This window comes from Vibrio sp. Scap24 (genome assembly GCF_013394185.1).
Classification (GTDB): domain Bacteria; phylum Pseudomonadota; class Gammaproteobacteria; order Enterobacterales; family Vibrionaceae; genus Vibrio; species Vibrio pomeroyi.
In genome coordinates this window covers 533,979-559,280 of the sequence record NZ_CP041332.1, presented here as the reverse complement: position 1 = coordinate 559,280, position 25,302 = coordinate 533,979, and the positions used below count along the sequence as shown (strand labels likewise).

The 25,302-nt window shown below is 44.4% G+C and carries 23 protein-coding genes; 13 read left to right on the top strand and 10 right to left on the bottom strand.

All coding sequences use genetic code 11. From position 1 onward, the window contains the following. Positions 1-48: 48 nt before the first annotated feature. Genes FLM53_RS02190 through FLM53_RS02180 form a run of 3 tightly spaced genes read left to right on the top strand, consistent with a single transcriptional unit; the run spans position 49 to position 2,985 of the window. The gene (locus tag FLM53_RS02190) at positions 49-1,068 is read left to right on the top strand and encodes a glycosyltransferase family 2 protein (protein WP_176680115.1); all 1,020 of its coding nucleotides are present in this window, start codon (positions 49-51) and stop codon (positions 1,066-1,068) included. Further along, positions 1,065-2,534, top strand: coding sequence for a glycosyltransferase family 39 protein (locus FLM53_RS02185; RefSeq protein ID WP_176680114.1), 1,470 nt, complete (start codon positions 1,065-1,067; stop codon positions 2,532-2,534). The genes FLM53_RS02190 and FLM53_RS02185 overlap by 4 nt, the downstream gene beginning before the upstream one ends. Continuing rightward, positions 2,521-2,985, top strand: a complete 465-nt coding sequence (locus FLM53_RS02180) for a GtrA family protein (RefSeq protein WP_176680113.1) — start codon at positions 2,521-2,523, stop codon at positions 2,983-2,985. Before FLM53_RS02185 ends, FLM53_RS02180 begins: the two co-directional genes overlap by 14 nt. Before the next feature lie 74 nt (positions 2,986-3,059). On the opposite strand, the gene FLM53_RS02175 is transcribed toward FLM53_RS02180, so the two are convergent. Further along, positions 3,060-4,274, bottom strand: a complete 1,215-nt coding sequence (locus tag FLM53_RS02175; protein ID WP_176680112.1) for a benzoate/H(+) symporter BenE family transporter — start codon at positions 4,272-4,274, stop codon at positions 3,060-3,062. A gap of 132 nt (positions 4,275-4,406) precedes the next feature. Here FLM53_RS02175 and FLM53_RS02170 point away from each other — a divergent pair, with 132 nt between their 5' ends. After that, on the top strand, positions 4,407-5,045 hold the full coding sequence (locus FLM53_RS02170; RefSeq protein ID WP_176680111.1) for a helix-turn-helix domain-containing protein: 639 nt from the start codon (positions 4,407-4,409) through the stop codon (positions 5,043-5,045). Positions 5,046-5,146: 101 nt separating this feature from the next. Here FLM53_RS02170 and FLM53_RS02165 read toward each other — a convergent pair whose 3' ends face one another. After that, the gene (locus tag FLM53_RS02165) at positions 5,147-7,549 is read right to left on the bottom strand and encodes a YgiQ family radical SAM protein (RefSeq protein WP_176680110.1); all 2,403 of its coding nucleotides are present in this window, start codon (positions 7,547-7,549) and stop codon (positions 5,147-5,149) included. 237 nt (positions 7,550-7,786) lie between these two features. Here FLM53_RS02165 and FLM53_RS02160 point away from each other — a divergent pair, with 237 nt between their 5' ends. Further along, positions 7,787-8,467 (top strand): hypothetical protein, encoded by a 681-nt coding sequence (locus FLM53_RS02160; RefSeq protein ID WP_176680109.1) that lies wholly within the window; start codon positions 7,787-7,789, stop codon positions 8,465-8,467. A 113-nt stretch (positions 8,468-8,580) separates the two neighbouring features. Then, positions 8,581-8,781, top strand: coding sequence for a DUF4250 domain-containing protein (locus tag FLM53_RS02155; protein ID WP_004741624.1), 201 nt, complete (start codon positions 8,581-8,583; stop codon positions 8,779-8,781). A 138-nt stretch (positions 8,782-8,919) separates the two neighbouring features. On the opposite strand, the gene FLM53_RS02150 is transcribed toward FLM53_RS02155, so the two are convergent. Continuing rightward, positions 8,920-9,831: a LysR substrate-binding domain-containing protein gene (locus FLM53_RS02150; RefSeq protein WP_176680108.1), complete on the bottom strand. Its 912-nt coding sequence runs from the start codon at positions 9,829-9,831 to the stop codon at positions 8,920-8,922. Between the two features lie 278 nt (positions 9,832-10,109). On the opposite strand from FLM53_RS02150, the gene metE reads away from it, so the two are divergent. Beyond that, positions 10,110-12,452, top strand: a complete 2,343-nt coding sequence (metE, locus tag FLM53_RS02145; RefSeq protein ID WP_176680107.1) for a 5-methyltetrahydropteroyltriglutamate--homocysteine S-methyltransferase — start codon at positions 10,110-10,112, stop codon at positions 12,450-12,452. A 75-nt stretch (positions 12,453-12,527) separates the two neighbouring features. On the opposite strand, the gene FLM53_RS02140 is transcribed toward metE, so the two are convergent. The 6 genes from FLM53_RS02140 to FLM53_RS02115 form a co-directional block, all read right to left on the bottom strand. Beyond that, positions 12,528-12,923 carry a GspS/AspS pilotin family protein gene (locus tag FLM53_RS02140; protein ID WP_176680106.1) on the bottom strand — a complete coding sequence of 132 codons (396 nt, stop codon included), beginning with the start codon at positions 12,921-12,923 and terminating at the stop codon, positions 12,528-12,530. A gap of 1 nt (position 12,924) precedes the next feature. After that, positions 12,925-13,221, bottom strand: coding sequence for a YciI family protein (locus FLM53_RS02135; RefSeq protein WP_017631803.1), 297 nt, complete (start codon positions 13,219-13,221; stop codon positions 12,925-12,927). Positions 13,222-13,692: 471 nt separating this feature from the next. After that, positions 13,693-14,091 carry an acyl-CoA thioester hydrolase YciA gene (yciA, locus tag FLM53_RS02130; RefSeq protein ID WP_017061510.1) on the bottom strand — a complete coding sequence of 133 codons (399 nt, stop codon included), beginning with the start codon at positions 14,089-14,091 and terminating at the stop codon, positions 13,693-13,695. Positions 14,092-14,358: 267 nt separating this feature from the next. Beyond that, positions 14,359-14,925 carry a septation protein A gene (locus FLM53_RS02125; RefSeq protein WP_176680105.1) on the bottom strand — a complete coding sequence of 189 codons (567 nt, stop codon included), beginning with the start codon at positions 14,923-14,925 and terminating at the stop codon, positions 14,359-14,361. 108 nt (positions 14,926-15,033) lie between these two features. Beyond that, positions 15,034-15,282, bottom strand: coding sequence for a hypothetical protein (locus tag FLM53_RS02120; protein ID WP_176680104.1), 249 nt, complete (start codon positions 15,280-15,282; stop codon positions 15,034-15,036). Between the two features lie 341 nt (positions 15,283-15,623). After that, complete coding sequence (locus FLM53_RS02115; protein ID WP_176680103.1) at positions 15,624-16,511, bottom strand: LysR substrate-binding domain-containing protein; 888 nt, start codon at positions 16,509-16,511, stop codon at positions 15,624-15,626. Between the two features lie 181 nt (positions 16,512-16,692). On the opposite strand from FLM53_RS02115, the gene hisC reads away from it, so the two are divergent. The 5 genes from hisC (at position 16,693) to FLM53_RS02090 (ending at position 22,024) form a co-directional block, all read left to right on the top strand. Beyond that, positions 16,693-17,826 carry a histidinol-phosphate transaminase gene (gene hisC, locus FLM53_RS02110; RefSeq protein ID WP_176680102.1) on the top strand — a complete coding sequence of 378 codons (1,134 nt, stop codon included), beginning with the start codon at positions 16,693-16,695 and terminating at the stop codon, positions 17,824-17,826. Between the two features lie 10 nt (positions 17,827-17,836). Then, positions 17,837-18,610 (top strand): ABC transporter substrate-binding protein, encoded by a 774-nt coding sequence (locus FLM53_RS02105; RefSeq protein ID WP_176680101.1) that lies wholly within the window; start codon positions 17,837-17,839, stop codon positions 18,608-18,610. A gap of 578 nt (positions 18,611-19,188) precedes the next feature. Further along, the gene (locus tag FLM53_RS02100; RefSeq protein WP_176680100.1) at positions 19,189-20,148 is read left to right on the top strand and encodes a TRAP transporter substrate-binding protein; all 960 of its coding nucleotides are present in this window, start codon (positions 19,189-19,191) and stop codon (positions 20,146-20,148) included. A 67-nt stretch (positions 20,149-20,215) separates the two neighbouring features. Beyond that, complete coding sequence (locus tag FLM53_RS02095) at positions 20,216-20,695, top strand: TRAP transporter small permease (protein ID WP_176680099.1); 480 nt, start codon at positions 20,216-20,218, stop codon at positions 20,693-20,695. 21 nt (positions 20,696-20,716) lie between these two features. Then, positions 20,717-22,024, top strand: a complete 1,308-nt coding sequence (locus FLM53_RS02090) for a TRAP transporter large permease (RefSeq protein ID WP_176680098.1) — start codon at positions 20,717-20,719, stop codon at positions 22,022-22,024. A 105-nt stretch (positions 22,025-22,129) separates the two neighbouring features. Here the strand turns inward: FLM53_RS02090 and FLM53_RS02085 are convergent, their stop codons facing one another. Next, positions 22,130-23,449, bottom strand: a complete 1,320-nt coding sequence (locus tag FLM53_RS02085; protein ID WP_370779784.1) for a dicarboxylate/amino acid:cation symporter — start codon at positions 23,447-23,449, stop codon at positions 22,130-22,132. A 411-nt stretch (positions 23,450-23,860) separates the two neighbouring features. Here FLM53_RS02085 and FLM53_RS02080 point away from each other — a divergent pair, with 411 nt between their 5' ends. Then, positions 23,861-25,267 carry a nodulation protein NfeD gene (locus FLM53_RS02080; protein WP_176680097.1) on the top strand — a complete coding sequence of 469 codons (1,407 nt, stop codon included), beginning with the start codon at positions 23,861-23,863 and terminating at the stop codon, positions 25,265-25,267. Positions 25,268-25,302: the final 35 nt, after the last annotated feature.

Genomic DNA, 25,302 nt, shown 5'->3' with positions numbered 1-25,302 from the left:
TTATGGGAGGGTAGATTGGCTCCAGATTAAAAAATAGAAGAACATATTATGTCTGAACTTCATATTAGCCGCCCTAAGATATCCACATCGCAGATCAACCCTGCGGTCTCTTTATCTATCATTGTGCCTTTTTACGATGAACAAGAGGTGTTGGAAGAGTTCCATTCTCGCCTCACTAAGGTTCTCGATAGCTTACCGATCACGAGTGAGATTGTTTATGTCGACGATGGCAGCAAAGACAACAGCTTGGACTTGGTGAGTTCATTCACTTCAATCAATAGCTCAATCTCGGTGATTGGTTTAAGCCGTAACTTTGGTAAAGAGTCAGCCATGAGCGCTGGGCTTGAGCATTGTCGCGGACAAGCCGTGATTTTGTTAGATGCAGACCTGCAAGATCCGCCGGAACTGATCCCACAAATGGTTGCTAAGTGGCGCGAAGGTTATGACGTCGTCAACATGCAGCGCAGCCAGCGTGACGGTGAAACCTGGTTTAAGAAGTTTTCAGCGGCGAGCTTTTACAAAGTCATGAACGTGGCTGCGAAGATCGATGTTCCTGAAAATGTCGGTGATTTTAGACTGCTGAGCCGTGAAGTCGTCGACCATATCAATCAACTTCCTGAACGTAATCGCTACATGAAAGGCATTTTCTCATGGCCGGGTTTCAGACAAGCGACGATCCAGTTTAAGCGCGACGCTCGCTTTTGTGGTGAGACCAAGTGGAACTACTTGAAGCTGATTGGCTTGGCGATGGATGGCATTACCTCGTTCTCTATTCGACCACTGCGTATTGCAACGGCAGTCGGTGCCCTCGTTGCCCTAACGGCTTTTGTGTATGGGATGGTCATCGTGTTCAAAACCCTGATGTTTGGTGAGCCTATCACGGGTTATCCATCAATGATGGTCGTTCAACTTGCCCTTGGCGGCATTCAACTTCTGAGTATTGGTTTAATGGGAGAATACATAGGTCGTATTTTCATCGAGACCAAGAATCGTCCTTTGTATCTGATCCAATCCGTGGTCGATACACCTGCATTAAAAACACATTTTAAATTAGAGGAGTCAGCATGAGCCTGAACAGAACGCACCTATGGTATTTGTTGGCTTTTGCATTGGTTCTAAGGCTCCTATCTCTGGCAACTTATCCATTAATGGACACCACTGAAGCGCGCTATGGCGAAATGGCTCGTTTAATGGTGGAAACAGGAAACTGGTTAACACCGCAATTCGACTACGGCATTCCTTTCTGGGGTAAGCCGCCGCTGTTTACATGGATGAGTGCTGCCGGTATTGAGCTGTTCGGCCTGAGTGAATTTGCCGTTCGTGCACCCCATTGGTTAGCGGGTGTCGTAACGATTTTACTGACGGCTTACATGGCGAAGCGAACAGGGCAAAGCGCTTTAGTCGCAGCCGTTGTGTTAGCGACATGCGGTATTTTCTCTATCGCTGCGGGTGCTGTGATGACAGACATCGCATTAACCTTAGCAATGACTATTGCCATGCTGGGTTTCTACCTATGTTGGAAGGGAGAAGAGAGTGCGAAGACCAATAGAAATTGGGGTTACGTTGGCTTTATTGGTTTAGCGCTAGGTTTACTTGCAAAAGGGCCAGTAGCGATTGTCATCATGGGTATCGCAGTATTTCCTTGGTTGGTCTTACAGCATGGCTTCTTCGGTGCTTTCAAAGCGCTTTGGCAACGTTTCCCATTGTTGTCCGGCTTAGGTGTGATGTTAGTGATTGCTCTGCCTTGGTACATCATGGCTGAAATGGCGACACCGGGTTTTATTGATTACTTTATTGTTGGCGAACACTTTAAGCGCTTTGTTGTGAGTGGCTGGGAAGGGGATCTTTACGGATCCGCTCATGACGAAACTCGAGGCATGATTTGGGTATTCTGGATCCAAGCTGCTGCGCCTTGGTCGATTGTATTGCCGATACTGGCGTTTGCTCGACGTAAGAAAATTGCGGAAGTTAACGCTGAGAATAGCGGGTTGTTTTCATTCCTTGTGTGCTGGTTGATTTCACCTCTGATTCTTTTCACCATGGCGGGCAATATTCTTCCTGCTTACGTATTACCGGGCATTCCAGCTCTTGGTTTGTTGGTTGCTATACTCGTAGTAGAAAAAGATAAGAAGTGGTTCTCGAGCGTTGCGTTAGTTCTGCCTGTGTTGCTGATGATAGCGATGGTTTACCTAAACCTAGGTAAAGCGAACGAGAAGAGTGACCGTATCATTTTCGAACAGATCACCGATTCATCGCCAAGTTTTTATGTCGGTAAACGACCGTTCTCTGGGCAGTTTTACAGCCACGGGCAAGCAAAAAAACTGCTTGATATCGAACAATTAGATGGCATCGATAAGTTCTATTTGATTGGTAAAAGAGCAGAAGTGGAAACTAAGATTAAAGACAACGCGTTAACCTGTATTTTGGAGCCGACGGTGAAAATAAAGCGCGCTTTGTTCAGTTGTCATAGCCAAAACATCAAACCAAATTTGTCGTTGAGTCACATTAGAAGTGCAAGTGATGTTCAGCGTTAACTCAGGGCTGCAAATGATCAATAACAAGCTTCAGACACACAGTCAAAGGCTTCAGTCCCATCACAAGATGGTTCGGTTCGCTGTGGTTGGTGTTGGTGGGTTTGTTGTTGATTGTGCAGTATTTGCCTTGCTGCATTACATAATTGGTTTGCCTTTGATGACGGCGAGAATTGGATCTTTCATTGCTGCAGCAACGACAACTTGGTTTGGTAATCGAGTGCTTACTTTTGGGTTCCAAGGGCAGGGTAGTTGGTCTGAAAAACTGATTCAGTGGCAAAAGTTTATGTTTTCAGCGTCGATATCAGCAGTACCTAATCTACTGTGCTTTAAGTTGATGACTGAATTACTGCCAGCGTTTACTGGGGCTGTGTTTATCGCGATGGCCGTTGGTATTTTAGTCGGTATGGTGACTAACTATTTGTTTAGTCAGTATTGGGTCTTTACCCGCTAAAAAAGAAAGAGAAAGGCGAGTCTTCTAATGACTTGCCTTTTTTATTGAATCTCTGGATAGCTATAATAGTAAATTTAACTCTGCTCTTTGCCTTCGTTCGCTTGTGCAGGTTGAGTCTGTTTTGTTCGAGACGCTTTTAACTGCCAGTTCTTTATCGCGTAGCAAATTAAACCTAAACACAATCCCCAAAATGCGCTGCCGACTCCGGCAAAATTAATCCCAGAGGCAGTAAGTAAGAAGGTGAGGAGTGCAGCCTCTCTATGTGTCTCATCAGCAAGTGCCGTCGTTAGGCAGTTCGCAAGAGTTGGCAATAAGGCCAATCCTGCAATGGTTATAATGATGGCTTGCGGAACGGATGAGAACAAAGACACAAAGGTTGTGCCTAATATCCCTGCCAACAGATAGAAACCACCCATCGCTAGTGCTGCCTTATAACGACTTTTCGGGTTTGGGTCAGCGTTCGGGCTCATGCATATTGCGCCTGTTAACGCCGCCAAGTTAAAGGCAAAGCCGCCAAAGGGCGCAAGTAGTAACCCCGTGATGCCTGTTGTGGTGATAATGCGTGACGCTGGTGGGTTATAGTCATTGGCTTTCAATACTGCGAAACCGGGCAGGTTTTGTGATGCCATTGTTACCACAAATAACGGAATGCCAACACTCAACAGCGACGCCAAGTCAAAATCTGGGGTGATGAACATAGGTTGAGTCAGCGTTAAGTTCACATCCGATAAATTGAGCTTCCCCGCGACTCCACTCATGATGACGGCAAGCAATAAGATAAACGGAATCAATAAATTACCAAACTTAGGCTTAGCAAAAATATACGCGGCTAACATAGTGCCGATGATAATCGCTTCTTGAGATAGAGAGGTAAATATCCCGATGCCAAACATCCACAACACACCCGCTAGCATCGCAGAGGCAATGGATGTTGGGATTCGTTTAAGTAGCGTGTCAAAGATGCCAGTTAGACCCGTGATGGTTATCAGCAGTGAGCTAAACAAGAATATAGCCACAGCTTGCTCTACGGTGAGCCCATCCAACGAGGTGATAAGTAGCGCAGCACCCGGCGTAGACCATGCGGTCACGACTGGCTGTTTGTATCGCCACGAAAGCAAAATCGTCGATACACCCATACCAATTCCGAGCGCCCAAAACCATGAAGCGATCTGTTGTTGGCTTGCTCCCGCACTGGTCGCCGCTTGGAAGATGATCGCCGCCGCACTCGCATAACCGATAAATACCGCAATAAAACCAGTACTGATGTGAGAAAACTTAATCTGACCCATACTAACCACTCTCGTTGTGCGTTATAACATACATAGAACTTAACTTAGCATTTGTGCGTTATAGCGCACAAGTGTTATTTGTATAAATTTTGTTCGTGATAATTTTAGTCGTGAGCAAACTTAAGTAGGTAGATGAACGAAAACATGCCGAAGAAAATCAATGTAGAAGCTAGCGTTAATCTAAAAGAGAGTTTGAGTGGTCAAGACGAGTTGCGAGTCAGCCACAACCTAAAACGAATTCGTAAAGAGAAAGGGTGGAGCCTCGACGCGACCGCGAAGGCGACTGGAGTCAGTAAAGCGATGCTCGGTCAGATTGAGCGCGGAGAGTCTAGCCCGACCGTAGCCAAGTTGTGGCAAATCGCGACGGGCTTGAACGTTTCGTTTTCGAGTTTGATCCTGTCTTGCTCTAGTGATGAACTGGTGAGCTTATTCCGAGACGCTAATGAACTGCGTGATGAAAGCCTGAATAAGGGCTTCTTGGTCAGTGTTGTTTTTCCTTTTGAACCCTCGTTAGGCTTTGAAGTGTATGAGCTTGGGCTAGCAGAGAACTATGAGCATTTTTCTGAACCACACAGCACTGGGGTGATCGAGCATATACTGTGTATTTCAGGTCGTATGGCGGTGTTCTTCGATGATAGCTGGTATGAATTGAGCCCGGGACAAGCGGTACGCTTTAATGCCGAACAACTTCATGGATACAAGAACATTGGAACTGAACAAGCTGTTTTCCATAACATCATCCATTATCCTGACCAATGGCAGCGTTCATAACTGTGCTAGTTACGGCTTGGAAAACCTTCAAGACACAAAAAAGCACAGCTAAATAGCTGCGCTTTGTATTTTATTATGACTAAGTTTATTGGCTCACAATATTAACGTTGTGTCGCGCGTTGGCGATTTTTTCCGTTGCCAGCAGGTTTGCCACCTTGACCATTGCCAGCTTTGTTGCGGTTTCCGCCGCCATTGCCTTGTGATTGACCACCAGGGCCTTTCTTAATAAAGCCAGTTGCTGGTTTACGAGCGCTGCTATTACCGCCGCCGTTTTGCTTTCCGTTACCTTGGTTAGCATTGCCTTGGCTACCGTTGCCGTTACCATTCGGCTTTTTACCACCAGGCTTATTGCCACCAGATTTGGAATGGTTGCGTGGCTTCTCGCCGCCTAATCCCGGTTGAGATTTACTGTGCTTAGTAGCAAAACGCTGTGATCCGTGACGACCAGACTTACGACGTTGTGCAGGTGTTTGTGCATCAAAGTCTTCTTCCGGAATCAAACAGCCCGGCTTATCACCGATAAGGTGTTTCTTACCCATATCGATTAGCGCTTCGCGGATGATCTTCCAGTTTTCTGGATCGTGGTAACGAAGCAGTGCTTTATGCAGACGACGTTGACGGTCACCTTTAGGCACAGGCACATCTTCACGCTTCTTATATTTCACACGCTTCAGAGGGTTCGTCTCTGAGTAGTACATCGACGTTGCATTACACATTGGCGATGGGTAGAAGTTTTGTACTTGGTCACACTCGTAGTTGTGCTTTTTCAGCCACAACGCGAGGTTAAGCATGTCTTCATCTTCTGTGCCCGGGTGAGCCGAGATGAAGTAAGGAATTAGATACTGTTTCTTACCGGCTTCCGCACTGTACTTCTCGAACATCTCTTTGAAACGATCGTAAGTGCCCATGCCTGGCTTCATCATCAGATCCAGAGGGCCTTTTTCAGTATGCTCTGGAGCAATCTTCAAGTAACCACCTACGTGGTGCGTTACAAGCTCACGCACGTATTCTGGAGATTCAATCGCTAAGTCGTAACGAACACCAGAAGCGATCATGATCTTCTTAACGCCCGGTACTTTTCTCGCAGAGCGGTACAGGTCAATCGTGTGCTGGTGGTCTGTGTTTAGCTTCTCACAGATTTTAGGGAACACACATGATGGACGACGACAGTTAATTTCTGCTTTCGGATCTGAACAACCTAAACGGTACATGTTCGCCGTTGGGCCACCCAAGTCAGAAATCGTACCGGTAAAGCCAGGTACTTTATCTTTAATGTCTTCGATCTCATCCAAGATAGATTCTTTCGAACGGTTCTGAATGATACGACCTTCGTGCTCTGTGATTGAACAGAAAGAACAACCACCAAAACAACCACGCATGATGTTCACCGAGGTTTTGATCATGTCGTAAGCAGGAATCTTCGCTTTGCCGTACATAGGGTGAGGAACACGCTTGTATGCAAGGCCAAACACGTAATCCATCTCTTCAGTCGTCAATGGAATTGGTGCTTGGTTAACCCACAGCTCACGGTCACCGTGACGTTGAATCAAAGCGCGACCTGAGTACGGGTTTGTCTCTAGGTGCAAGATACGGCTAGCGTGAGCGTAAAGAATACGGTCGTTGTTTAGCTTCTCGTATGCAGGAATACGAACGGCTGTTGTTTTTGCATCGTGACGAGAAGGACGAATCGTAATCGGCTGCGCTTTTACTTCTTCTTTCTCATCTTTTTTAGTATCACATTGCGTTTCCACTTCGTATGGGTTTACCGGCACGTAAGCTTTGTTCGGTTTTTCGATACGAGAAGAGTCGATGATTTTGAAGCCTTCAGGCGCTGCAGCAAGATTGATTGCCGTACCACGAATGTCTGTCAACGTTGACATATCTTCGCCATCAGCAATGCGGTGTGCTACTTCAACCAGTGCACGCTCAGCGTTACCAAAAAGAAGGATGTCTGCTTTTGCATCGAACAATACAGAGCGACGAACTTTATCCGACCAGTAGTCGTAGTGCGCAACACGACGTAAGCTCGCTTCAATACCACCAAGAACGATTGGTGTACCTTTGTAGGCTTCGCGACAACGCTGAGAATAAACTAGAGTTGCACGGTCAGGACGCTTACCACCTTCGTTATTTGGCGTGTAAGCATCATCGTGACGTAATTTGCGATCAGAGGTGTAGCGGTTGATCATGGAGTCCATGTTACCCGCAGTGATGCCGAAGAATAGGTTAGGTTTACCTAGCTTCATGAAGGCATCTTTATTGTCCCACTTAGGTTGAGCAATAATGCCCACGCGGAAACCTTGAGCTTCAAGAAGACGGCCAATGATAGCCATACCAAAGCTCGGGTGATCGACATAAGCGTCACCAGTTACAATAATAATGTCACAGCTATCCCATCCAAGAGCATCCATCTCCTTTCTACTGGTAGGCAAAAAGGGTGCAGTTCCGTAGCACTCGGCCCAGTATTTTTTGTGTTCGTGAATAGGAGTGATATCGCTGTACATATTTCGACCTCTGATTTTTGAGGCGGGAATTATAGCGGCATGCGCCCTGACTAGCCAGTAGAACATGCCCCTGTTAGTTCTGGTGTCTTTCGTGTTATCGCTTTTAAAAGCAGCAAAAGAGCCATACAACAGCATAGTTGAAGCCTTGAATAACGTCGCTAATTTGTGATTTTGATTAGTGTTCGCAGCAGTTTTTGATATTATTCGCGAAAATAAGTCTGAAGAAGTAGAGCCACAATGGTCGAAACGTTATTAGTACAATTTGCTCCGATGCTTTTAGGAGCTCAACTGATCTTAACCCTCATCTTGGTGAAAGGGGATATTTGCCCGGGACAACGTGGCCGTATTCACAAGATGTTGCCTGCAATTGGCGTGCTGTGGCTGGCGGTTGCCTCAGTGAAAATTGAAGCCTTTCTGGTCGTGTTCGCAATCTTTTATTTCTATTCTCAAGTTCAAACTAAAAAGACACGTGATTCTGGCCCTATCTGGGTTATGTATTTGGCGTGTGGTTTGGCGTTGTCTTACGTTGCTATTCAAGCGACGGAGCAAGCAACCACAGTCGGCATCATTACGACTCTGCTGTTGGTGGTATTGTTAGGTGCCGCGTTTGGCCATTTACTGCTGACGATCGCAAGAACGCGTTTGCAAGCATTCCACCGTGTTTTGCCTGTGGTGGGTGTCTTGACGGGTATGTTGGTGGTACTGGCGACAGTCGTGAATGTTTACTCACTCTCTGAAGCTCAGTTAGAGCCAGTAATTTCCACCTTGCTATTTAGCTTCGCTTTGTTGATCTCGTCTATCGTGGTGTGGTGTTGGCATCTACTGTTTGTTAAGACACCTGAAAAGCTTCAACTGACGGTTTCATTGTTGATGTTGTTAGCGGCCGCTGTTGGTTTAACGCCAGTTTGGGCATTGTAACTTTGGGTATGGTAACCACGTATCTGATTTAAGAAGTGTGATCTGTTTTTTAGCGTGACCTTAGTAAGCGTTCTAAACTTAATTCTAGTCAGTGTGTTCGTAAGGAGTACGAGATGGATTTAAGCAACGTCAAAAGTCTGGATAGCATTATCTTGCTGGGAATAGTGAACGAGAAACTGCGCTTAGAGTGCGACAGTTTTGAAGAGCTCATTAGCATGTATGAGATGGATATAGAAAGTGTCGTCGGTAAGCTTGATATGCTTGGCTATCAATACGACCCGCTGACTAACCAGTTTAAATCTTACGCAAGATAGTCTATTTTTCGCTAATCAACAGATATCGAAAATCATCGTTACTGAAACTAAAAAGTCACAGGTTATCTGTGACTTTTTTGTTTCTGGCATTTGCCTCTTGTGCTTGGTGTAAGCGGAGTTAGCTGATGATGGTTATCGTTAAACGACCTCAATACCATCAAGGTGACTCTTACTTTGCTGTCTTGCTGTACTAAAGAAAGCTTGCAGGTAGCGCTTGTCTTTTTCTGAGTTTCTTACCGCTGCAAATAGTCTTCTTGAGAGTCCTGTTCCTAATGGCTTACTGGCGATTAAGCCTTGTCTTGAAAACTCACTGATTGCCCAGTTTGGCAATGCTGCGACACCTAATCCTGCCGATACCATTTGGACCAACATCAATGTGTTGTCTGCCTGCTTCCATTTCTTCGGCTCGATGCCTGCAGGTTGTAAAAAGTGTTTCACTACATCTAAGCGCTGCTTTTGAACAGGGTAGGAGAGCATAGTGAGATCGCTAAGATCTTGCGGATCAATGCTTGGTTTTTCAGCCAAAGGCGAGTTAATTGCAGTGATCAAACGCATCTCGAAATCGAAAAGTGGCTCATAGTGAACCTCTGAACGCGGCTGAATGTCTGAGGTGATCACCAGGTCTAATTCACCAGCCATTAATGCGGGTAGAGGCTCAAAACCAAAACCTGATGAAAAATCTAATGTCACGCTTGGCCAAGCAACTTGGTATTCCTTTAAAGCGGGCATTAACCATTGGAAGCATGAGTGACACTCGATCGCCATGTGCAAACGACCATTCACATCCTCTTTCAGACTTGCGAGTTCGTTCTCTGCTTTAGCGATTTTTGGCTGTATCTCATCGGCGAGCTTAAGCAGAATCTCACCTTCAGAAGTGAATTTAACTGGCCTAGTTTTACGTAGGAAAAGCTGACCGCCAATACGCGCCTCAAGGTCTTTCAATTGATGAGAAAGTGCCGATTGCGTCAGATGAAGAGAGGTTGCAGTTGCTGTCAGTGAGCCGCTGTCTCTCAAGGTAGTCAATGTTCGAAGGTGTTTAAGCTCTATCATGAGTATTCCTCATATTCCCTAAGCCAATTCAATATTTCTTAATAATCACCCTACGGGGTTTTTTATCATTTGTAAACGTCTAGATGTCCAGATGGATTTAAGTTCCTCATCTTTGGTTTATTCAAGATGAATATTTTTAATAAACAAGATGAATATTTGGACGTTGTTCATTATTCGGATTGGGTAGATAGTTTAGCCATCCAGACGCCTTTGTGTAATCAGCATTACGACAGGCCGTTTGAACAGAAACTAATAATTATTGAATAAGGAACAGGTTCATGACTACGACAACGCATATTCTTGGCTACCCACGCATCGGTGAAAAACGCGAACTCAAATTCACATTAGAGAAGTACTGGCGCGGTGAGATTGACCAATCACAGCTTAAGCAGCTCGGTAACGAACTGAGAAATCGTAACTGGAATGTACAAGCCGACGCGAATCTAAGCTTTGCAACTGCGGGTGACTTCGCATGGTACGATCATGTGTTAACTACGACTTTGCTTTTAGGTCATGTGCCACAACGTCACGCTGGTGGATCTGAAGAAGAAAAAGCCTTCCCAGACTTAGATACCTTGTTCCGAGTGGGACGTGGGCAATCACAAGTTGAAGCTACTTGTTGTGGGAAACATGGTTCAGAAATTGCTCAAGATGGTGCAGCTGCATCTGACATGACCAAGTGGTTCAACACTAACTATCACTATATTGTGCCCGAGTTCAGTAAAGATGATTCGTTTGAAGTGAGCTGGCCGCAACTGTTTGATGAAGTGAATGAAGCCATTCAAGCTGGGCATAAGGTTAAGCCAGTCCTTCTTGGCCCGCTGTCTTACTTGTACTTGGGTAAGGAAGTAGAAGAGGGCTTTGATCGCTTAGCCTTACTTCCACGTCTACTTACTGCCTACCAAGCGATTTTAGCTAAGCTTGCCAAATTGGGTGTTGAGTGGGTGCAAATCGACGAACCTATTCTGTCGCTCGAGCTTGAAAAACATTGGGTAGATTCATTCAAATTGGCTTATCAAGTGATTCAAGGTGATGTGAAGCTACTATTGACCACTTACTTTGATTCGGTGACGGACACCTTAGACAAAATCGTAAAACTGCCAGTGAACGGTTTACATATTGATTTAGCCGCTGCACCACAACAGCTCGATGAAGTCGTGAGTAAATTACCGGAAGGGTGGGTGTTGTCTGCTGGTGTCATCAACGGACGCAATGTTTGGCGAGCAGACTTGGCTAGTCAGTTAGCGAAACTGCAACCTGTGAAAGAGAAGCTAGGTGACAAGCTTTGGGTGGCAAGTTCATGTTCGCTACTGCACAGCCCAGTTGACTTAGAGTTAGAAGATTCACTTAGCGAAGAGGTGAAAAGCTGGTTTGCTTTCGCGAAACAGAAAGTCACAGAGGTTAGCTTATTGGGTGCGGCGCTAGACGGCGATCAAAATGCCATTTTAGCGTGTGAGACTTATAGCCAGCCGATTGTTGCCCGCAAGAGCGCGACTCACGTAAACAAGCCGCAGGTACAGGCTCGTATTAATACAATCACTAAAGCATTAGCGGAGCGCAGTGCACCTTATGCAGAACGCGCCGCGCATCAATCAGAGGTACTAGGTTTACCTTTATTGCCAACCACAACGATAGGTTCGTTCCCACAGACTGGCGAGATCCGTGTTCAGCGTAGCGCTTATCGCACCGGAAAGTTGAGCGAAGCGGAATACACCACAGCACTAAAAGGTCATATCGCGGATGCGGTGAAGCGCCAAGAAGCACTCGACTTAGATGTGTTGGTTCATGGTGAAGCTGAACGTAACGACATGGTGGAATACTTTGCTGAAAACCTAGCAGGCTTCCAAACCACCAAGTTTGGTTGGGTACAAAGCTACGGTTCTCGCTGCGTGAAACCTGCGATTGTGGTGGCAGATATCGAGCGTGAAAAACCGATGACGGTAGAGTGGTCGACCTATGCGCAATCTCTAACTTCAAAGCAAATGAAAGGCATGTTAACTGGCCCTGTCACTATCTTGTGTTGGACGTTCCCACGCGAAGATATCTCGCGCAAAGAGATCACTAACCAATTGGCATTTGCGCTGCGTGATGAAGTGTCTGACCTACAAGATGCAGGAATCAACATTATTCAGATTGATGAACCAGCGATTCGTGAAGGTTTGCCACTGAAAAAACGCGATCATGCAGAATACCTAGAGTGGGCGGTGGATGCCTTTAAGATCTCAGCCGCGAGTGCCAAGCCAGAGACTCAGATTCATACTCACATGTGTTACAGCGAATTCAACGAGATCATTGATTCAGTGGCTGCACTAGACGCCGACGTGATTACCATTGAGACCTCTCGTTCGAACATGGAACTTTTGAAAGCGTTTGAAGAGTTCAATTACCCGAATGCGATTGGCCCAGGAGTTTACGATATTCACTCGCCAAACATCCCATCACAAGAATGGATTATTGGTCTACTGAAGAAAGCGGCTGAAAAAATCCCAGCAGAACGCTTATGGGCAAACCCAGATTGTGGTCTTAAAACTCGTAATTGGGCTGAAACAGAAACAGCACTGACTAACTTAGTCTCAGCGACTAAGGCATTGCGTAAAGAGTGGGAGTCAGTAGAAGCTTAACTATCATTAGAGCTAGATGACTCAAAACAAAAAGCCTCGCGACTGCGAGGCTTTGACGTTTATATATGTTCGAATCTAGCTGCTGCTCTGGCAAGTATCTTTGCTGATCAGCTTCTCAACCATCAATTGTCCGCGTGTGTTGCGAATCTTGATGTTGTAAGCCAAGCCCATGTCTAGGTTTGCTCTTACTTCTGAGTTAGTGCAGTAGCTATTCACACTCATGTCTACAACTTGGTTTAAAGGCTTCGCACCTTTAGCATCTTGGTTGTAAATCATCATGATCTCAATAACGGTGTTTTTTGCGAGCACTCGCATGACCGACAACGGGCCATACTCAATTGGTAGGCCTGCAGATAAAACGCCAGCACGGTGCTGCGCCATCATCTCGAGTTGTCTTTGTTGGTCTTGCTCACTTGAAGCACAGCCTGCAAGCAGAGCCATTGCTAGTGAGCCAATAATCCATTTTTTCACGTTAAAATACTTTCTTGAATGGTTTTACGATGACATTTTGGTAGACACCAGCTTCGATGTACGGGTCTGCGTCTGCCCATGCCTGTGCGTCTTCTAGAGAGTTAAACTCAGCAATCACAGTAGAGCCTGTGAAACCAGCTTCGCCAGGGTTATCCGAATCAATAGCTGGCATTGGACCTGCTGTCAAAAGTCGGCCTTCATCGTGAAGTGTTTGTAGGCGTTCTAGATGTTGTGGGCGAACACTTAGGCGCTTTTCTAATGAATTTTCGACGTCTTGAGAAAAAATCACGTACCACATATTGAGATATCCTTATTTTACTTCACTGAATTGGGGCGTTTAAATTCGCTATCTTGCTAATTTACGCGAACTAATTGGTATTGGAAGGGCTAATGATAAGAAATTGTGAAATGGTGCGAGAGAGTAGTATGGTCGTTAGGGCGTGTTGACCTTTCGTGGTTAAATTTTGTTCGGATGGGGACGCCTAGTCAAAAGCGTTTTAATCGCGGCGAGGGGGAAGTAGCCTAGCATTCTAAGCAAATCTCCCTCAACAAAGAGTAAAACGCTTTTAGCTGAACCCTTCGGGCAGCGTTTGCTGGTCATTTCTACTACGTTATCGGCTTCTTATGGAGGCTAGCTACACATCAAAGCCTCTGCCTTGTATAAATACCCAGCAATTCGCTGCAAAAATCAGCTCGAAAGGTCAATACGCCCTAGTAATTTCATTTGCTGAAACTAAAGACCACTGACGTGTATGACTTAGTGAAAGTACTATTTATTGATAGGGCGAGGCTTGCCACTTTCATCAACTGCCACGTAGTTGAAGGTCGCGCCACAAACTTTGTAACGGTCGCCGATGCCGTGATCAAGCACAGGCTTAACCCATACTTCTAGATCGATATTCATTGAACTACGGCCAATCTTGGTACAGTCACCATACACACACACCACATCGCCAACCGATACAGGCTGTTTGAATTCAATGCTTGATACTGAAACAGTCACAATCTTGCCGTTAGAGATCTCTTTCGCCAAGATGCCACCAGCTAGGTCGAGCTGAGACATTATCCAACCACCGAAGATCTGACCCGCTGCATTAGTGTCAGAAGGCATCGCTAATGTGCGAAGAAGTAAAGAACCAATAGGGTTCAAAGTTGATTGAATCGTCATTGTAGTACTCTTGGTGGTATTGATTATCTTAAATAAAAACTGATGTGTTGACTGGTTAAGCACATTGGCAAATGAGTGCAATGAACAACAAGAAACCAGATGACCGCTAATTTAGTGAGATTGTCATTAAATAATAGGCTTTATTTTGACCAGTTTCCGCAACACAAAAAAGCCAGTGGCCAATGATCACAAGTATCATTGGCCACTGTTAAATAGCATATTGATAAGAATTGTATCAAAAAGGGAATGAGGACTCATCCCTTAGGGTTACTTCTCGTCAGTATTTTTGTCCGTTAACTCTTTCTGCTGGTCTTTTGGCAAATGCTTATAGATGTACACACCCGTAAGTAATGTGAACAACAAGGTTGCGATGAGCAGACCAAACACCTTGAAGTTAACCCAAACATCCAACGGCAGGCTGAAAGCAACGTAAACATTGAGAATAGCGCACAGGGTAAAGAACAGAGTCCAAGCCCAGTTGATTTTGCCCCACACGGCATCAGGTAGTGTGATCTCTTTGCCCAACATGCCTTTAATGGCTGATTTGCCCATAAGGTGGCTGACTGTCAGGCCAATAGCGAACAGAGCGTAAACGATCGTTACTTTCCATTTAATGAAGTTGTCGTCGTGTAAGAAGATGGTCATGCCACCAAATACGGCAACCATAAGGAACGTGACCACCTGCATTTTCTCTACTTTTTTATAGATGAAGTACGTCAAAACAATCTGTACTGCAGAGGCAACAATCAAAGCACCTGTCGCGGTGTAGATGTCGTACATCTTGTAGAGCGCAAAGAAAATGATGAGAGGGATGAAATCAAGAATTTGTTTCATGTGGACTGACTATCCAGTTAGTTGAGTTGCAAACAGTCTAACTAAAATTGCCCCGATGCTAAATAGCCCGAGGCAATTGGCTGTAAAACTAATTTTGTTAAGCACGAGTCAGCGGATTGACGACGTTTGGTAGCGAGGAATCAACTTCTTGATGTCTTCTAAATAACCTTCGCTTTTCAGATTATCTAAGGTGTTCTCTAGCTCTTGCTCGCTCATGGCAAAACACGTTGATTTTCCCGTCGTCAGATCCAGATATTCGTGATATTCACGCTCAGTAAAGTGACCAACTCTATCCATTAGCAAGGTCTTAATTCCGTGGTGAATCAAGCCGTAATACGTATGTCTTTGTAAGGTCATAGCCTATCCTCCGTGACAAGCTGCATGATGAATAAGATGCAACCTGCTGTATATTGGTTGGGTTATCTATGACAAAGCAATTCGAATGCCATTTTCTCTATGAGGACAGATCTTTTAACCTAACGAAATGATTTGATTTGTATTTTCATTGAGCTATAAGAAGGTTTCGTCTGCTCTCACCCAAACAATACGTTGTGGAAGAGGAATAGTTTTATTTTGAGAATCGATTTCTTACATCAATTTGGGAATCACTTGATTCTCATTCTGACGAGCGAGGGCGCTTTGCCTTTATAACACCTTGTTAAAAAGGAAATTTTATTGGAGTCATTCCCAGTAACTCTTTAGTCAATAAGCCAATCTACCAGAGTTGATAATGACGCATTTTGACGATTCTTAGGTTGCAGCAAGAAGTAACCATTGCCGGAGAACACACTGCCTTCGCTCACTTTCACCAATCTACCCAAATCGATATCTTGCTTAGCGAGTGTGATATCGCCTATCGCTATCCCAAACCCTTGAATGGCCGCGTTCATCGCTTGGTCGAGTGTGGCAAATTGTTGGTTATTCTTACTGGAAAGATCATGGCTGCCGATGTGCTCTAACCAAAGTCGCCAGTCACTTTGCTCATTGTTAGCGTGTAACCAAGTGTACTGAGCAAGCTTGTGTGGCTTGATGACAGTTGAAGCGCTGTCAATCAGGTGGCTTGGAACAATACTCTGTGCTTGGCAGATAGGGGCGAGTTGTTCGTTGAACAATAACTGGCTAACAATTGAGTGCTGGCTTGGTTTCTTGCCATAGGTGATCACCGCATCGAAGGGATCAAAGCTTGGCTCAAAAACGTGCTTGATGGTCGATGTGAGCTCGACATCAATCTCAGGGTAGGCCTGTTGAAATGACATCAACTTAGGTAATAGCCAAGAGGTAATACAACTCGGGGCATTGAGTTTTATCTTAGAGGGAGAGCTCGCGACCTGGTTAAGTGCCGATTGCAGTTGCTGAATGGTCCCTTGAATGAGAGGAACCAGTTCTTCTCCTTTAGGCGTTAATGACAAACCACGAGCATGGCGATAGAAGAGATCACACCCCAGGCTTTCTTCAAATGACAACACCTGACGACTCACCGCACCTTGCGTCACATTGAGCTCATGTGCTGCGCGTGTAAAGTTGAGATGTCTTGCCGTAGACAGGAATGCGAGCAAGGTTTTGGTTGAAGGCAGTGTGTTGTTCATATCTTTACCTATGATTTTTTATCATGTCTATTATGTGATTATTTCGATTCATTTATCAATAGTGTTCTGTTTGAATGTAAATACTTAATCATCATTAGTGATTCAATATGTGTATAAATCACATTTTTTGAATATGAAAGCAGTGGTGAAGACATTGTGATTATGTGAAAGGGATAGCTTCTTGACATCTTTTATTGATAACTTAGTGCCTCAGGCTGTAAAAAAATTAATACCTTATCAGTCAGCAAGAAGAATTGGTGGTGATGGACGTGTCTGGTTAAACGCAAATGAATTGGAAAACTCTCTGTTTCAAGGAGAAGCCAGCCATAATCGTTACCCAGACTTTTTACCGCAAGACATTGCCAAGGCTTACCAAGCTTATTGCGGAACTGACGCTGCAACCGTTGCGGTGCGTGGTGCCGATGAAGCGATTGATTTACTGATCAGAACATTCTGCAAACCCGCTCAAGATAATATCCTTATTTGTTCACCAACGTATGCCATGTATGAGTTTTGCGCTGATGCATTAGCGATTGAAACGCTTGATTCTCCTTTGCAGGAAGATTTCAGTTTAGACGTTGCTGATATCGTGAATAAAGCTGAGTTGGCTAATATCGTTTTCCTTTGTTCGCCGAACAACCCAACAGGCAATGTGATTCCGAAATCGGATCTGATTCAGGTGCTTGAAGGGACTCAGGGTAAATCTTTGGTTGTGGTGGATGAAGCGTATATTGAGTTTGAACCTCAAACATCGGCGGTGAGCCTGATTGAACGCTACCCACATTTGGTTGTGATTCGCACCTTGTCTAAGGCATTTGGACTTGCAGCAGTACGCTGTGGTTTTATCTTGGCGAGCCAAAATGTGATGCAGTATGTCGCTAAGCTCATTCCGCCATACCCAATGCCAGATTGCTCGTCTCAGATAGTTTTAGAGGCGCTATCTAGTGAGCGTGTTGCCGTGATGCAAGAAGCAACGTCAAAGCTGGTGGAATTACGAAATCGCTTTGCTTCTGAACTGAATCAGTTTGATTTCATTGAGCAGGTTTACCCGTCATCAACCAACTTTGTGTTATTACGCCACAAGCCTGAACATGAGCTGTTTAGTGTATTGGCGAAAGATGGCATTGTGACAAGGAATCAGCATCATGAGCCTTCATTACGTCACTGCGTTCGAATCAGCATTGGTAGCCCAGAGAGCATGGCGGAAGTGATAGCGTCACTTACAAGTTACCAAACCGAATTAGAAAAGAAGCAACTAACCCAACAGCTTCAAGATAAAGAACCTCAATTTCAACTCGACAAAGATCATATCTAGGATGGCAATGATGAAAAAGATAATACTAGGACTTGCTTGTGCGGCCGCTTTACTTGGTACAACGGTACAGGCGAAAGAAATCCGTTTGGCGTCAGACTTTACCTATCCGCCATTCAACTATAAAAACAGTGAAGGCGTGCCTGTCGGGTTTGATATTGAGATAGCTGATGCTTTGTGTGAACAAGCCAAACTAGATTGCACTTGGGTATCACAAAGTTGGGATTCGTTGATTCCAAGCCTATTGGCAAGAAAGTCAGATGTGATCATGGCTTCTATGCGTATTACCGAAGAGCGTAAACGCAAAATCTTGTTTACTGATAAGTACTATCAAACACCAGCCGTGTTTGTTGCAGCAAAGAGTACAGAGTTTGCAATTGATGAGTCAGGTTTAACAGGTAAAACCATCGGTGTTCAGCAAGGCACGATCCACGACCGTTACGTAACAGACAAGTTTGGTAGTGTTGCCAACATCAAGCGTTACACAGGGCAAGATGAAGTGTATCTGGATCTGCAAAATGGCCGTCTGGATCTTACCTTCGGCAATTCCGATCAACTGTCACTCGCTTTTTTAGATAAGAAAGAAGGAGAGGGCTTTGAATTCAAAGGTAAAGCGGTAACCGACAAAGCCTACATTGGCGAAGGCACGGCTTTAGCATTAAGAAAGCAAGACTCAAAACTGGCAAAACAGTTCAACAACGCTATTGAAGAGATCAGAGCGAACGGTACTTACGACAAAATCGCTTCTAAGTACTTCACGTTTGATATCTATGGTAGTGATTTGTAATTGAGCTAGCACCTAAAGTTAAATCACTAAAAACAAAAATCCGAGAGCTGTGAGGCGCTCGGATTTTTGTTACAAACAATTCTATCCAGTAAGATTCCCGCCTTTGCTCTCATACCCGTTGATCCACTCTTGTTGCCAAAGCTTTACCTTTATCACCTCTCCCAAGCGCAGTTAACAACCCACTTTTCAATCTATGAATCCTTCTTTGTCCATGCTTTGAAATTGGATTTTAAGTCTTAAAATAACACAAGTTTGTATCTGGTTTTTAGTTAAGAGCTTGTTCTTAAAGCAGTTGAAAGTCCCCAGAATTCCAAACAAACCCTAAATTAGGCTAATTCATGGCTTAAGTTGTGCCAAATATGATTGGTATCACAATCAATTCAAGCATCAGGCTCACATACGAACCTTAGTTCACAAAATATACAGATGTTATTGTAATACAAAATTCATAGGGTAAGAATATTGTAATGAAGCGTTACACGAGTGAGTGGTATGCAATTGATTTTTAGATCTCAAGCTCAGCTCTAACGTGACATATAAAACTGTACCTCTTACAAAAATGGATTCTGGAGAAGAACATGAAAAAACACCTACTGACGATTGCTGCAGCATCAATTCTCATGGCATTTGGAGCTCAAGCAAAAACTTTGACCCTAGGGCATGCAATGTCACTAGAAAGCGCTGCTCACCAAGGCATGGTGATCATGGCTGATAAAGTTAAAGAAAAATCGAATGGTGACCTTACGATTAAGATCTTTCCGAACGGTCAACTAGGCTCTGAGCGTGACCAAGCTGAGCAAGTGGTTACTGGCGCGATTGATATGGCGAAAATCAATGGTGGATTAGCTGAATCTTTTGAACCAACGTTTAAGGTTAATGCACTGCCTTTCTTATTCCGTGATGTTCCACATATGAGAACGTTCATGCGAAGTGAAGCTGCACAAGAGATGCTGCTTTCGAGCGAAGGTAAAGGTTTCATTGGACTTACATTTTATGATTCAGGTACACGTAGCTTCTACGCTAAAAAAGCAATCAACTCGCCGGCCGATCTAGCCGGAATGAAAGTTCGAGTTCCTGGTTCTCCAACCATGATGGAAATGGTCAACCTATTAGGTGGTAAAGCAACACCTGTACCTTTCAATGAGGTATACACGGCACTGCAACAAGGCGTAATTGATGGCGCTGAAAACAATATTTCTAGCTTAGTTGAAATGAAACACAGTGAAGTTGCTAAATTTTACTCTATGGATCAGCACATGATGACACCTGATGTGATCATCATTTCAGAATATAAATGGGCTTCACTAACGCCAGACGAACAAAAAATCTTAAAGGAAGCAGCAGCAGAGTCTCTTGAAGAGCAGATCAAGATCTGGGACGCAACAGATGACATGAACAAAGAGAAAGGAATGAAAGCAGGCGTGACGTTTGTTGAGGTTGATAAAGCCCCTTTCCGTGCAGCGGTTAAACCTATGATTGATGAAGCGAAAAAAGACCCTAAATTAGCTTCATTTATTGAAAAAATTGAAGTTCTTTAACCAGTATTAGTGAAAATATAATTTTGCCCTGGCTTTGCTAAGGCAAAATTTTTTGAGGTATCACCCCATGTTAGCAACTTTCAGAAACCTACTTGATAGGTTGATTCTTTTTGTCTCTTCGTTTGCGCTCATGTTACTGGTCGTGACGGTCACTTGGCAGGTTTTTAGTCGCTATGTGTTGAATGACCCAAGTAACTGGACTGATGAACTTGCTCGTTATGCGATGGTATGGCTGGGCCTATTGGGAGCAAGCTACTTATTTGGTATCAAAGGACACTTAGCAATAACGTTATTGGATGGTTACCTTAAGGGCAAAGCACACATAGCCCTGCATTTACTCATCAATGTAATCTCTGGCGCATTTGTCTCTTTAGCAATGCTTCAAGGTGGTATTGCCTTAATGGGAAGAACCACACAACAACTATCTCCAGCACTGCAATTACCGATGTCGACGGTTTATTCAATATTGCCAATTTCAGCCGTTATTATCCTCATCTATTTGGTCATGAATACGTTTGATCTTTTTTGTGAACCCAATAAACAGTAAGTTTTAAAAGGACTCTATATTATGGATTTGTCCATTGGTGTTTGGCTGCTAGGCCTCTTCTTATTCATGATCGCGATAAGCATGCCCATTGCGATTGCAATTGCTATGTCATCTTTAACGATCATGTATTTCATCTTACCGTTTGAAGTCGCAAGCATTACTGCGGGCCAAAAAATTATTACCGGTATCGATAGTTTCAGTTTATTAGCAATCCCTTTCTTTATCCTCGCTGGGAATATCATGAATGTGGGGGGGATAGCGAGTCGACTGATAAACCTTGCAAAGCTCTTGGTGGGTTGGATTCCTGGTTCACTTTTTCACGTTAATATCTTTGCAAATATGATGTTTGGCGCCGTTTCAGGATCAGCCGTTGCAGCTGCAGCTGCGGTTGGCAAAACCTTAGGCCCTGAATTAGAAAAAGATGGTTATGATAAAAACTTAGCTACAGCAGTAAACGTTGCATCTTGCCCGGCTGGTTTATTAATACCGCCGAGTAATTCGCTGATCGTATTTTCAGTGGTATCGGGTGGAACATCCGTTGCGGCACTGTTTATCGCAGGTTATGTCCCAGGTATTTTAATGGGTCTAAGTTGTATGGTCGTAGCCTATTTCATCGCTAAAAAGAAAGGCTATAAAACAAGTGCCAATGACGGCTTTACAACGAAAGATGTGCTCAATATTGTTTGGCAAGCAACACCAAGCTTAGGGCTTATTTTTGTTGTTATTGGCGGTATTATTGGTGGTGTGTTCACTGCAACAGAAGGGGCATGTATCGCGGTTCTTTACTCTTTTGTACTGTCACTCTGTTATCGAACCCTCAAGTGGGAGCACTTCCCGGTAATTTGCAGAGAAACCGTTCAGGTTACTGGCATTATGTTGTTCTTGATTGGTGCTTCTACGATTATGTCATGGGCAATGGCGTTTACAGGTCTACCAACAATGATCAGTGATTGGATGCTCTCTATTTCAGATAACCCGATTATCATCTTTATTCTGATGAATCTGATTCTACTAATTGTGGGTATGTTTATGGATCTGACGCCAGCCGTATTGATCTTTACCCCTATCTTTATGCCGATAGCCGAGCATTTAGGCATGCATCCCATTCACTTTGCGATGATGATTATCTTCAACTTATGTATTGGCATTGCCACGCCACCCGTTGGTACTGCGCTATTTGTAGGTTGTAGTGTCAGTGGTTCTAAAATTGAGAATGTTATAAGAAGTATCATGCCGTTTTGTGCCGTATTGATCGTCACATTGTTGGCCATTACTTTCATTCCAGAAATCAGCTTGGCTCTTCCTCGTGCATTTGGGTTAATCAATTAACCTTTCAAGTACGAGATTAATCGACTCAACCAGAATAAGTATCTAATAAAAAACCGCCTTAAAATAAGGCGGTTTTTATTTATTCATTCAAAGTGAACGACAAGATTAAGCTTGCTGTTTTTGTAGCTCAGCTTCTTTTGCTTCGTCTTCGATTAGAGAGTCAACGATAACTGCACATGCTGCATCACCAGTGATGTTCAGAGCAGTACGGATCATGTCGAAGATACGGTCTAGTGCGAACAACAGAGGTAAACCTTCGATAGGGATACCAGCCGCTAGAAGAACTGCAACCACTAGGAAAGAAGGACCTGGAACACCAGCTTGACCGACTGCACCTAGCGTAGACGTTACGATGATAGCAACGTAAGCACCCATAGATAGGTCGATGTTGAATAGCTGTGCGAAGAAGATAGCCACTAGGCCGTAGTAGATCGCGTTACCAGACATGTTGATTGTCGCGCCAAGAGGCAGAACGAATGAAGCAGTAGAGTTACGAACGCCAAGTTCTTTCTCAACTGTTTCCATTGTTACTGGTAGTGTCGCCATTGATGAAGCCGTTGATAGTGCAACCGCTTGAGGCTTCTTCATTGCTACTAGGAACTTCTTAGCTGAAGTCTTAGTGAAGATTTGAATCATCAGTGGGTAAGCAACAAAGCCGAAGATCAGGATCGCAGCGATGTAAACGATGAACAGTTTGAATACAACCATTAGTGCGCCGAAACCGAACGTACCTACTGCTTCTGCCATTAGGCCGAATACGCCAAGTGGTGCGATGATCATAACCTTGTTGATCATCCAAACCATAGCGTCAACAATCGCGTTTACGCCATTGATGATAGGGTCACGTTTTTCTTTCGCTTGCTTAGAAAGCGCGATACCAAAGAATAAGCAGAAAACTAGGATTTGCAGAATGTTTGCTTCATTCAATGATTGGAAAACGTTGGTAGGGATCATGCCAGTAATGGTTGCCCAGAACGTTGGAAGTTCGCCTTTCGCAGCGTATTCAGAAGAGAACATGCCTTCTACGCCAGAAACATCGATACCACGACCCGGTTCGAATACTTCACCCATTACAAGCGCTAGTGCTACAGCAAGTGCAGACGTTAGTGCGAAGTAACCCAGTGTTGTTACACCGACTTTACCAGCCGATGAGCTATTTCCTAGACCAGCAGCACCTGAAATTAGGGCAACTGCGACTAGAGGGATAACCAGCATCTTGATCAAGTTGATGAAGATAGCACCCAGTGGAGCGAACATAGTTGCGCTGTCACCCATCATCGCGCCGACTACGGTACCGATGATCATTGCAATAACGACTTGAACGCCGATGTTGCTTAGTAAACTCTTTTCTTTTAACACTTCCATAACCTCTGTGCTACTAAATATAAAAATCCCAGAACTACCTACCAATGTACGATGTACCATTGGATAAATATTTCGCGAAGAGTTTTACACGTATCCTTTACATTTATCAATATGAGCAGAGGTGAAAGAGGTCTAAAAATAGGAGGTCTAATGTTATTTGTCGTTTTTTTGTACCGATGCAAACGTTTGCTTTTGTTTTTTATTGGTTGATTATTTGTCGAGTTTATAAATGTAAATCTATCTGGTGTTTTGTGAATGATTTCTATACTTCGGTATTTAGTGGGCTTTGTTAACATTTGTGTTTCATTTTTGCGCTTTTTTTGCTCGTTACGATCGGGGGGAGATTTTGAGTGGTGTGTTGTGGGAAATTCAGCCTGAACTATGCTTAAGGTATCTATTTATTACCAAGATGTTACCTCTACGCTTTAAATAAAACGTCTATCTAGCATCTCAGTTTTAAGGAGAGGGGCTATGACTTTTATATTAAAGTGCTTGTTCGCGTTTCTTCTGTTGTTCGCCTCTGCGAATGTTCAGGCCGATGATGTCTGGGTGATAGAGGTGAATGGAGGTATAGGTCCGGCGACCAGTGATTACCTCACGAGAGAAATAGAACAAGCTCACGACGAGCAAGCTAAGCTCATCATATTGAAAATGAACACGCCCGGTGGGTTAGATACATCGATGCGCGACATTATTCGATCCATCACCACGTCACCAATTCCGATAGCAACTTGGGTTGGACCTGCTGGTTCACGCGCAGCAAGTGCAGGGACGTATATTTTACTCGCCAGTCACATCGCTTCTATGGCACCCGGAACCAACTTGGGTGCAGCCACTCCAGTGTCTCTTGGCGGAGGTAAAGGCCCTACTAATCCGTTATCCCCACAAGAAGAGCCTAATAAAGACGACAACGCCAAAGCCAGTGAGCAAAGTTCACCTAAAGAAGAGAACTCTGAGCAAGTAAAAGCCACCACGGCGATGGAGAAGAAGGTGATCAATGATGCGTCCGCTTACATTGTGAGCTTGGCCAAATTGCACAACCGTAATGAAGAGTGGGCAGAAAAGGCGGTAAGAGAAGCGGCGAGTTTAGATTCAGAGAATGCCCTCGAACTTAACGTCATTGATTTCATCGCGAGTGATTTACAGCAGCTAGTGGAAATGAGCAACGGACGCACCATTACTGTTAATGGCGTCAGTCAGCAAGTTCAACTTAGTGATGTGGCGTTTGTCGAACGAGAACAAGATTGGCGTTTCAGTTTGCTTTCGGTGATCACCAATCCAAATGTCGCTTACATTCTCATGCTGATTGGTATCTACGGCTTGCTGCTTGAGTTCTACAACCCTGGTGTCGGTTTACCGGGCGTATTGGGCGGCATCTGCCTGTTATTGGCGATGTACTCCTTACAAATGCTGCCTGTGAGTTACGCCGGCCTTGCTTTAATCCTATTGGGAATTGCCTTAATGGTCGCAGAGGCATTTAGTCCGAGCTTTGGTATTTTTGGTTTGGGAGGCGTTGCTGCGTTTACATTGGGCTCAATCATGCTGATGGACACTGAGGTACCGGGCTATCAAATCGCATTACCGTTAATTATCGGAATCAGTTTGTTCTCTGTAGCATTTATCGTCGTAACAATATCAATGCTAGTCCGAGTGAGAAACAAGCCAGTGACTACCGGGATGGAAGCAGTTGTCGGTGAGATTGGTAAAGTCGTCAGCGGTTTCCCCGGTGCGGGTCGCGTGCTGGTTGAAGGTGAGATCTGGCAAGCTAAGTGCGCTAATGAACTGAAAGCAGGGCAGAGTATCAGAGTCACCAAGCTCACAGGGCTTTCTTTGGATGTTGAAGCGCTGTCCGATGAAACACCATCGAAACTTGGTTAGTGCGGACTGTTAGCACACATTGTTAGCGTGGAATG

Bases quoted from the DNA above. Each gene is read 5' to 3' on its own strand.
- FLM53_RS02190 (WP_176680115.1), top strand. From the start codon at position 49: ATGTCTGAACTTCATATTAGCCGCCCTAAGATATCCACATCGCAGATC.
- FLM53_RS02185 (WP_176680114.1), top strand. From the start codon at position 1,065: ATGAGCCTGAACAGAACGCACCTATGGTATTTGTTGGCTTTTGCATTG.
- FLM53_RS02180 (WP_176680113.1), top strand. From the start codon at position 2,521: ATGTTCAGCGTTAACTCAGGGCTGCAAATGATCAATAACAAGCTTCAG.
- FLM53_RS02175 (WP_176680112.1), bottom strand. From the start codon at position 4,274: ATGGGTCAGATTAAGTTTTCTCACATCAGTACTGGTTTTATTGCGGTA.
- FLM53_RS02170 (WP_176680111.1), top strand. From the start codon at position 4,407: ATGAACGAAAACATGCCGAAGAAAATCAATGTAGAAGCTAGCGTTAAT.
- FLM53_RS02165 (WP_176680110.1), bottom strand. From the start codon at position 7,549: ATGTACAGCGATATCACTCCTATTCACGAACACAAAAAATACTGGGCC.
- FLM53_RS02160 (WP_176680109.1), top strand. From the start codon at position 7,787: ATGGTCGAAACGTTATTAGTACAATTTGCTCCGATGCTTTTAGGAGCT.
- FLM53_RS02155 (WP_004741624.1), top strand. From the start codon at position 8,581: ATGGATTTAAGCAACGTCAAAAGTCTGGATAGCATTATCTTGCTGGGA.
- FLM53_RS02150 (WP_176680108.1), bottom strand. From the start codon at position 9,831: ATGATAGAGCTTAAACACCTTCGAACATTGACTACCTTGAGAGACAGC.
- metE (WP_176680107.1), top strand. From the start codon at position 10,110: ATGACTACGACAACGCATATTCTTGGCTACCCACGCATCGGTGAAAAA.
- FLM53_RS02135 (WP_017631803.1), bottom strand. From the start codon at position 13,221: ATGTGGTACGTGATTTTTTCTCAAGACGTCGAAAATTCATTAGAAAAG.
- yciA (WP_017061510.1), bottom strand. From the start codon at position 14,091: ATGACGATTCAATCAACTTTGAACCCTATTGGTTCTTTACTTCTTCGC.
- FLM53_RS02125 (WP_176680105.1), bottom strand. From the start codon at position 14,925: ATGAAACAAATTCTTGATTTCATCCCTCTCATCATTTTCTTTGCGCTC.
- FLM53_RS02120 (WP_176680104.1), bottom strand. From the start codon at position 15,282: ATGACCTTACAAAGACATACGTATTACGGCTTGATTCACCACGGAATT.
- FLM53_RS02115 (WP_176680103.1), bottom strand. From the start codon at position 16,511: ATGAACAACACACTGCCTTCAACCAAAACCTTGCTCGCATTCCTGTCT.
- FLM53_RS02105 (WP_176680101.1), top strand. From the start codon at position 17,837: ATGAAAAAGATAATACTAGGACTTGCTTGTGCGGCCGCTTTACTTGGT.
- FLM53_RS02100 (WP_176680100.1), top strand. From the start codon at position 19,189: ATGAAAAAACACCTACTGACGATTGCTGCAGCATCAATTCTCATGGCA.
- FLM53_RS02095 (WP_176680099.1), top strand. From the start codon at position 20,216: ATGTTAGCAACTTTCAGAAACCTACTTGATAGGTTGATTCTTTTTGTC.
- FLM53_RS02090 (WP_176680098.1), top strand. From the start codon at position 20,717: ATGGATTTGTCCATTGGTGTTTGGCTGCTAGGCCTCTTCTTATTCATG.
- FLM53_RS02085 (WP_370779784.1), bottom strand. From the start codon at position 23,449: ATGGTACATCGTACATTGGTAGGTAGTTCTGGGATTTTTATATTTAGT.
- FLM53_RS02080 (WP_176680097.1), top strand. From the start codon at position 23,861: ATGACTTTTATATTAAAGTGCTTGTTCGCGTTTCTTCTGTTGTTCGCC.